We start from the raw sequence: 9,152 nt of genomic DNA on the forward strand, positions 1-9,152 counted from the left end.
AGCTCAGAGCCAAAGAGGCAAATGACACAAGTGAGGATTTACGCTCAGACGCGGTCGCTCGGCTCTGCCGCTTTCATCAGAAAGAACAACAAATTTCCCGAATTAACGAATTCATGTAATCGTATAACGATTACCAATTGGAACGAATTACGAAACGAAATTTGGAAAAATTCGAGAATTACCTCCCTTCGCTCGGTGGGGCTTCGCCGAGTCTCGGGAAATTACTTCCCTAAGGTCAGTGGGTCTACGACAAATCTCGTTGTTCTTTCTCCGCTGTCGCTACGAAGGTTTAGTTCGGAGGTAAAAAGAAAAGCCAAAACGGCAAAAATAATGTTGGATGGGTGTCTCTTTAGAAATTGCAGGATGCGAATGATTGCAACAAACTATATTGAAATCTACATCGTTCGTGGCAATGACGAAAAGATTGGGCGAAAATACGCGATTCTCACGACTCTAACGTAGATCATTGATAGCCAACAGGTTATAACAGAAAGAGGATATTTTGGGCGGCGAGAAGAACTATTCGCGCTGCGAAAGATGCCTAACCGAGGTACGAAACAGGGTCTTTTGAGCCTCGAGACGTGGCGTTTCGAGGTGCGGTTAGGCAGTTATCGCAAGACGAAAGACGGCTAATGGTGAACGCTCAACGCAGATTTGAAACGGTGAGTTAAGAAAAACGACCATTTCGTTGTCTCTTTCAACGAAAAATGCTGCACAACTTATGCACCAAAATATCAAACAGAGCATAAATTAGGATATGTAGGGAGTCATAACGATTATTACGGACCAACACGATCGCTCGTGGCCACCATTTGGTACAAAAAATCCCCGGCGTTGATGCGCCGGGGATTTTTTATGATTGTTATTCACTGCTTACCTGTGGGACCAAGTAAGCGTGAGAATTTACTTATTAACGATGACCTTCTTGGTGACAACCTTACCGCTTGCAGACTTGCCGCGAAGGATGTTGATACCCTTCTGCAAGGTGTTGACACGGCGACCGTCGATGGTGTAGATCTCGTCGAAGCGAACCTTCTCATCTGTGCCCACAGATGTGATACCTGTAGAAGTAGCGTGCTCGCTGTTCTTACCATAGTACCAAAGCTCCCAGTCAGAAGTTACCAACCAGTCAGCTGAGCGCAACTCGTTGTTAGCGAAACCGATCTGAAGAATACCAGTGTTGTTCACGTATGTGAAGAACTCCTTCTGGTAGCAGTTTGCGTCGAACACAACACGGGCGTTAGCGAGCGTGTTAGGCAAGTAGTAGTGCAAGCTGTCGGTATTTGTAGAGTCGATAGCCTCAACCCAGTTAGAACCTGTAGCAGAGAACTCATCCTTGTAATCGCGAGTAGCCCACATGTAAGGAGCGATAGTGTCCATGTTAGCGAAGAGCTTAACACGGCTCACGTTCTCGATAGTATCGTTGATGAACTGCTCCCAAGCCTTCTTAGGACCAATCTGACGGAAGAATGTCTTCACCTTCACCTGATAGGTACCCTCGGGCAGACCCTCGATGTTCTGGTAGACAGTAGACTTAGCGTTCCAAATCTCACCGCAGTTCTGGCTGATAGCAAATGTGTTGCCCGTACCCTCGGTGTTCATGGTCTTCCAACCATCCTTAGCGGCGAAGGTCGGGTTCTGGATCCATGCAGTGTAGTCAGCAGGAGCGGCGTCAGAGCCCTCGCGGACCCAGAGACCCTTGCGGGCGTCCTTCATCTCCTTCTGCTTAGCAGGAACGTCGAGGATAGCGATTGAACCGTTCTGGATAGCGGCGGTAACCTCAGCGATCAGGGCGTTAGCCTTAGCGATAGCATCGGCCATTGAACCATCCTGGCTCTCAGCCTTCAGTGAGTCGAGTGATGACTGAAGGGCCTTGTAAGCGTTGATAGAAGCGTCGATAGTGTCGCCCAGGGCTGCCATGTCGGCATAAGCCTTCAGCATAGCGTCAACGTCAGAAGCAGCAACAGCCTCATCGGCAGCGGCAACAGCCTTGTTCATCAGAGCCTTCTCGTTGGCGCTCATAGCGTCCTCGATAGACTTATACTCGTTGGCCTTGGCCTCAACAACAGGCGAAACGTTGGCAGCGTCGTTACCAAGATACTCCATGGTGAAGTCGCGGAACACCATCCAGCGGCTGCCGTTAGCAGTCGGATCCTTAGCCATGATACCAATACGCATTGAACCACCCTTCTCAGTTACGAGACCTACAACAGAGTTGTTGTAAACTTCGGCGTCAGCGTCCATCACAGTGTAGAAAGTAGCCATAGTGTTAGGAACAACCACGCCGTCCTCTACAGTCTCCCAGCTCTCCTGGTCGTCCTGTGCCTCAGTCCAGGTCCAATCAAAGATGTTGTGAACCATCTGCTTCTGGGCACCCATGTAGATCCATGCATAAACGTCCTTCTTACCCTCCTGGTAGTTCTTCCAAGACTCAGCGGCAGTACCGGGGCGCATCACAGCCTGAATGTTCAGCTTGTAAGCACCGGGCTGCAGACCTGTAATATCCTGATAGGTGTTGAAGTCGTGAGCCCACTCCTCGCAAAGACGAAGATCCTTGGTACCACCAGAACCGAAGGTAGCACCTTCCCAGCCTTCCTTCGACTGAGGCTGCTCCTTGTTGTTCTCCTTGGTCTCATCGTTGAACGTGGGGTTCGTAATGAGGTTTGTCACATCGTCGCCAGCAGCGTAGCTGGTCTTAATAGCATAGTCGAGAGCGTCGTTAACCTTCACGATCATGGCCTGGATCTCCTCGTTGCTACCCTCAAGGGCGTTGAAGAATTCCTGTGCCTCAGCAACAACCTCCATAAGCTTCTCAGAGTTAGACAACTGCCACTGGGCCTCGTCAGCCTTGTCGATAGCGGCCTCAAGCTTCTTCCAAAGCTTAACATTTTCCTTCAGCTCATCGAACTTAGCCTTAGCGGCTGTGTACTTGTCGGCTGAGGTTGCCTTATCGGTAGCCTCAACACCAGCGGTAGCGAGAGCCTTCACCTCTTCCATCAAAGAACCGGTGAACTTGGCCTCCTCATCCTCCTCGATAGCAGTAGCCTGCTTCAGGATATCATTGTTAACATACTGGAAGGTCTCCAGGCTCTTACCCAAGCTCTCGAGCTTGAACTCGCGGAATACTGTCCAGTAGTCAGACGTAGTGGTGTCAGACATCAAACCGATAGTTACATCGGTAGGCTCAGACAACACAATAGAAATCAGGTTGTGGCCATTGAGCACACCGTCCTTATCGTCGTCGTTAGTGAACCACTTGGCAGCCTGTTTACGGTTGTTGGCAGTGTCTGTAGGAACAGCAGCGATCTCGATGGTGTCGTTGTTCACGAAGAACTTACCATGCATGCCAGTACGAGTGAGGGCAACGCAGGTGAAACGATACACACCAGCAGGCAGCTGGTTGATAGTGGTCTTCAAGGTGTAACCCTTGTTGTTCCAGAACTCAGCCACACCGTCAGAAGATGTTCCAACGCTAACCTTCTCACCCTTCATGTTAGTAACAGTCCAACCCTCGGGATTGGTCTGGATAGGAGTAGCGTTAGCGATGTACTTAGCTGTCAGGTCCTGAGGTTTGGTGGGAGAAGCGATGTTCTCAATATCGTCTGACAGACGAGTAGCCTCAGCCAATACAGCCTCAGCAGTGGCGTTTTCATCAGCCAACAGGGCAGCACCAGCTGTCACGTCGATACCGGCGGCAGAAGCCTGCTCAACAAGAGCCAGCAACTTAGCCTTGGCGTCGGTAACGGCAACAGGCAGGAACACGAACTGGCAGTTCTCAGCAGAGTCGGCGTACACGCAGTCGTAGTAGAGACCCCATGTGATGCCGTTGCCCTTAGCCTTTGACTCATGACTGCGGTTCACACCCAGGTACTGACCATCGATGTGACCAAGCAGAGAGTCGGCGGCTGAAGACTCCTCGGTGAGCTGGTAGGCCTCAGTGTTAGGAATAGAGAAACGATAAACGTTGCCACCTACATCCTCGATGGCCCATTTAGCGTCCTTCTCAACCCAACCAGTACTCCAGTCGACGAAGCAACCCTTTACGCCCTGGCCCATAGAACCATCCTTAGGCTGACGCCAAGCGCTGTTCATCTTGTTGTTGGTGGCATAGTTGTAATGCTTCCAACCCTGGGCATTGTTCTTAATCTGATAGGTGCCATCCTCAAACTGCTCAATGCAAACCTGAGCGGCACTTGACAGGGGAGACACAACGACCTGGGTACCCCAAGCCTCACCTCCGCTGAAATAACGACCGGTTGCCACGTTCTGCATGTAAACCGTGTCGTTCAATGTGAGTGCCACTGGCTTGATTTTCACCGTCCAGTCGGCAGCCCATGCTGTCATTGCAGTAGTCATCAAGACCACCAGCATAGACAGAAAACGTAAACTTCGTTTCATAAGCTTTAGTTAAATAAAATAATTAAGTTGAATAATTAATTGAATTTGGTTTCCTATTAGTAGTATCGGCGGCTTATCGCAATGGTTTGCTTTGCCACCTTTTTATATATAAGCCTCTTTTACATCGGCTCATGGATTTCTCATTCCTTTGTCCCGTCATCACATCCTCCTTTCATTCTTTACAGTTGGGGAACCTTACATGGCCATCCGCTTGACATACTCCCTCACCTCCTGACGGGAGCGATAGAGCCTCGACTCCACAGCGCGATAACTCATGGAGAGCGTCTGCGCTATTTCCTCGTTGGTCTTGTCGGCATAGTGGCTGAGCAGATAGATCTGCCTGTTGGCAGGTGCCATACGGTCGAGCGCGGTCTGCTCGAGGGCATAGAGCTCCTTGATGAGCACATGCTCGTCGGAGCCGCGATTATCGAATGCATCGGCCGTGAGCGTCTCAGTGAAGTGGCGGCGAATGGCGGCCCTGCGACGCAGGTAGTCGGTGCGAAAATGATAGGCGATGGTAGCGGTCATTCCCTCAATGGTCTCGGGCACCAACAAATCGAGCGACATCAGACGAAGAAAGACATTCTGGGCAAGGTCCTCACAATCGGCCTCGCACAGGCAAGCCTGCCGGAAGATGGCAAGGACGCTGCCCCACATCTTGCGGTAAGTCTGGTCTATCAGTATTACCCGGTTTGTCATTTGGTTCATTGAGTAGAATATTTAGGTGCTTGTGGGGGTTAAAGGTCCCACATTGACGACAGTAGGTTCGTTGCAGGTGCAAATATAGAGAGAAAAAAAATGCTACCAAAACAAAAAGCAAAAAATGTTCCACTTTTTAACATTTGGGCCGCCTATTCCCACAAAAAAGGTCCCCGAGAGACCCTCTCGGAGACCTTTTTATGGTTAATTCCTATCTCACCGACGTTGGGGCGGCGAACGGAATGGTTGTTAAATAATAATTACTTCAGAACGATCTTCTTCGTGACGATGCGACCGTTGGCCGCCTTGCCGCGAACGATGTTCAGACCCTTCTGCAGGGCGTTGACGCGACGTCCGTCGACGGTGTAGATCTCGTTGAACTGGATGTTGCTGTCGTCACCAATCTCATCGATACCGGTGCTCTCAGCGTGGACGCTGTTCTTACCGTAGTAGTAGAGCTGCCAGTTAGACACCACGAACCAGTCTTGTACCTTGTGGGCGTTGTTGCGGAAGCCCAGACGGAGCACACCACTCTCGTTGACGTAGGTAAAGAAGCTCTGCACAGGATAGTAGTTCATCTGGAACTGATACTCAGCGGCCTGGCGGTCGTTAGCGAAGTGGTAAGTAACAGCCATCAGGGTGTCGGCAGAAGTGTCGAGCACTGAGTCGACCATGTTAGAGTAGCCACCTGTGGTCCAGCTGTACGAATCGGGATCGTACTTAGAGCACCAGTAGGTCGGTGTGATGGAATCGCTGTTGGCGTAGATGACGGCGCGCTTGCCATAATCCTCGATAGAGTCGCCGAGCAGATCCTTCCAAGCCTCATCGGCGCTGACCGGACGGAACAGGCTCTGCACACGCACCTCATAGGTACCCTCGGGCAGACCCTCGATAACCTGATAGACGTCGGCTGTGGCGTTCCAGATCTCCATGGTGTTGTACTGGACGCCAGGGTTGCCGTCGCCAGCCTTCTTGTTGACAGTCCAACCGTCCTGCTTACCGTAGGTCGGGTTCTGGATCCAAGCAGTGTACTTGGTAGGATCGTCGTCTGATCCGGGCTGGACCATGAGGGCCTTCATGGCGGCTCTCATCTCCACCTGCTTGGCGGGAACGTCGGCCGCAGCAATGGTACCGTCGTTGAGCATGGCCTTCACCTCGTTGAGGAGGTTGAGGGCAGAAGCCTTGGCCTCAGCGGTGGCCTTATCAGAGCCATCATACTGTGCCTGCAGCGAATCGTAAGTAGCGGTGAGCTCGGTGTAAGCCTTCATGGAAGCCTTGGCCTGATCCTCAGCGTTGGCAATGGCGGTAAACGCGTTCATCATGGCGTCACCATCGGTGCCAGCCGTAGCGGCCTGACCCTCAGCAACAGCCTTGTCGATGGCGGCCTTGTCGGCAGCGGCCATCTTTTGGCCTACGAAGTCGGTCTGAGCCTCCTTGATCTTATTGTCGAGCACAGGCTTGATATAGATAGGATCGTTGCCGAGGTACTCCAGGCGGAAGTCGCGGAAGATTACCCAGCTACCATCTGAGTGGTTCTCGATCTTGAAGCCGATAGGCATGCTGCCACCGTTCTCGGTAACCACGCCATACACCACGTTGCGATAGTTGTTGTCGTAAGCGGGATCCTGCTCGCCATCGACGCTACCATTCATGGCCACATACGACTCGTCCATCGTGTTAGGCACGTAGAGAGGATCGTCGCCACCCACGTTGACCCAATGGTTCTCGCGCGATACGGTGGTGATGCTCTCGGGGAAGGTGCAAGCGTAGATGCTCTTCACACGCTGCTGCGTGAGGCCCATGTAGATGTAAGCCTGTGTGAGCGAATCGCCATTGAGGTAAGCCTGATAAGCGGCTGACGAAGCGGCTGACGGGCGATAGAAGGCCTGGATAGAGAGGCGGTAAGCACCCTTCTTCAGACCATTGAGATCCTGATGGATGTCGCAATCCAGGTTGTAGACCTCAGCCAGACGGGTATCGGTAATCCAACCGGCACCAATGACGTCGGCGCCAATCCAACCCTTTTTGTTCTGGGGCTGTGTGTAAGTAGCCTCGGCGGTCTCATCGTTGAAAGTGGCGTTGATGATGAGATTCGTCACATCGTCGCCCACCTGGTATGACTTGAGCTTAGCCTGCTGTAAAGCGTCGGCAATCTTCTTGATCATAGCCTGCAACTCCTCAGTAGAAGCGGTGCGAGCACCATGCATCTCGAAGCCCTCGTCGGAAGCGTCGAGCAACTCCTGTTGGTCAGAGTATTCGTTGTAGAAAGCCTCACTGGCGCCCTCTGCAGCCTTATAGAGCTCGATATAGGCAGCCACATTGGCCTTCAGGTCGGCCAAGCCTGCCTTAGCCTTGAGGTAAGCGTCGTAAGAAGCCTGCTTGTCGGCAGCGTCGATACCCTCCTGGGCAGCGGCCTTGGCGGCCTCGTAAATGCTCTCGGTGTAACCGAACGACTCGTCCTCGTTATCGGCGATGGTTGCCTCGATCTCAGGCAGGAGCTGTGAGCTGAGGTAACGATAGCTCTCGATGCTATTGCCCAGGTAGGTCAGGGTGACATTGTCGAGACCCATCCAGTTGGTGATGGTAGAGTCGGAAGCCAAGCCAATCTGCAGGGTGTCGGTACCCGTAAGGCTCAGGGTGATGGTGTAAGCGCGAGGATTGGCACGTGTGAGCAGCACCTTCTCGTCGTTGGCATACACATACTGCTTCTGGTGAGTGGCGTTGTCATCGTCAAGCGAAGAAACGAAGGCGGCGATTCCCACCTTATAAATGCCCTCAGGAAGGTTCTTCACCGTCTGGTACATGCGGCCCTTGAAGTTAGACGACTTCCAGTTTTCATAGAAGTAGTTGTTGAAAGCGCCCTCGTTGTTGGCTGCGGTATCGGTCGACTTATTGGTAGCGGTTCCCTTATTGGGAGCGCCCGTAGTGGTCGTCCAACCCGTAACGCTATTGGCCTCGAAGTCGGCGTTCTTAACCATATGGGTCATGCTCATGGGATTCTCGGGAGTAACCACAGCCAGAACCTTAGCGTTCAGGGCGTCGATAGCCTCGTTGACCTCCTGCAGGGTAGCGTTGGCGTTGTTGAACACAGCACCCTCGGCGCTGACATCCAAGCCACGGCTCTCTGCATCTTCGAGCAAGGTCTTCATGCTCGTCTTGGCGGCATACACATCGTAAGCAGCCTTGGAGACGAAGCCCCACTGGCAGTTGGCTGCGCTCTCAGAGATGGGCACGTCGAAATAAACACCCTTCGTTACACCACCATTATTAGATGAGGCCCAGTTAGAAGCGTGATTCAACTGGACACCAAGGAACTGATCAGCATTGAAAGGATTCTTGTCTGCATCGACATCACTGGCTGTCTCGGACATCTGGATGGTGTAGACATCACCTGTTGCGCTGGCAATGGCCCATGTGTTGGCGTTGTCGCCACCATCAACAAAGCAAGCCTTGACTCCTGAGCCCACATTGCCGTCACCATAGGTGCGGAAGAGATACTTACCTGAGCGGGCGGCGTTCTTCAACTTAAAGACACCGTCCTCAGAGGTCTTGATGACGACCCACTTCTCTGACGACAAGGAAGCTACGGCAGCCTGTGTACCATAAGCCTCGCCACCAGCGATGAAACCTTGCTGGCCTACGTTCCAAACGTAAACTGTGTCGGCAGTTTTCGCAGAGCTCTCTGCAGGAACCATTGCGTGGAAAGCTGGTGTGGGAACAACCCAGTCAGCAGCAAACGCAGCGCCTGAACCCAGCATAGCCAGTGCGGATAATGCCAAAGTGCGGAAACTTTGTTTCATAAATTTAGTTTTTAAATATAACAATGATAGTTAAGTGATTACGCTTCACTGAGCTTGTCGCCATACGAGACGCTCACGCACCAATGGCAACGAATTCAAATTCAATTCGGATAGTTAGGTGTGGCAAAGATACACAAAAACTTGATAAACATCAAATAATTAAGGAGGAAAAAACAGAAATATCAAAAATAAGTGTAATTTGATTAGTACTGATGCGATAAAATCGCATAGTTATTAAAATTCATCAAATAAAGT

At 51.7% G+C, this 9,152-nt stretch carries 3 protein-coding genes; all 3 read right to left on the reverse strand.

What is annotated here, in order from left to right:
- Positions 1 to 903: 903 nt before the first annotated feature.
- Positions 904 to 4,398, reverse strand: coding sequence for a hypothetical protein (locus WKK33_RS03075; RefSeq protein ID WP_337932425.1), 3,495 nt, complete (start codon positions 4,396 to 4,398; stop codon positions 904 to 906).
- A gap of 195 nt (positions 4,399 to 4,593) precedes the next feature.
- Entirely contained in the window at positions 4,594 to 5,106 is a 513-nt protein-coding gene (locus WKK33_RS03080) for a sigma-70 family RNA polymerase sigma factor (protein WP_337469645.1), read from the reverse strand.
- Positions 5,107 to 5,357: 251 nt separating this feature from the next.
- Positions 5,358 to 8,897: an RICIN domain-containing protein gene (locus tag WKK33_RS03085; protein ID WP_337932427.1), complete on the reverse strand. Its 3,540-nt coding sequence runs from the start codon at positions 8,895 to 8,897 to the stop codon at positions 5,358 to 5,360.
- Between the last annotated feature and the right edge of the window lie 255 nt (positions 8,898 to 9,152).

This window comes from Hallella sp. (assembly GCF_037460745.1).
Taxonomy (GTDB): Bacteria; Bacteroidota; Bacteroidia; order Bacteroidales; family Bacteroidaceae; genus Prevotella; species Prevotella faecis.

Excerpts from the sequence above, each read along its gene's own strand:
- WKK33_RS03075 (WP_337932425.1), bottom strand. The coding sequence starts at position 4,398 with ATGAAACGAAGTTTACGTTTTCTGTCTATGCTGGTGGTCTTGATGACT.
- WKK33_RS03080 (WP_337469645.1), bottom strand. The coding sequence starts at position 5,106 with ATGAACCAAATGACAAACCGGGTAATACTGATAGACCAGACTTACCGC.
- WKK33_RS03085 (WP_337932427.1), bottom strand. The coding sequence starts at position 8,897 with ATGAAACAAAGTTTCCGCACTTTGGCATTATCCGCACTGGCTATGCTG.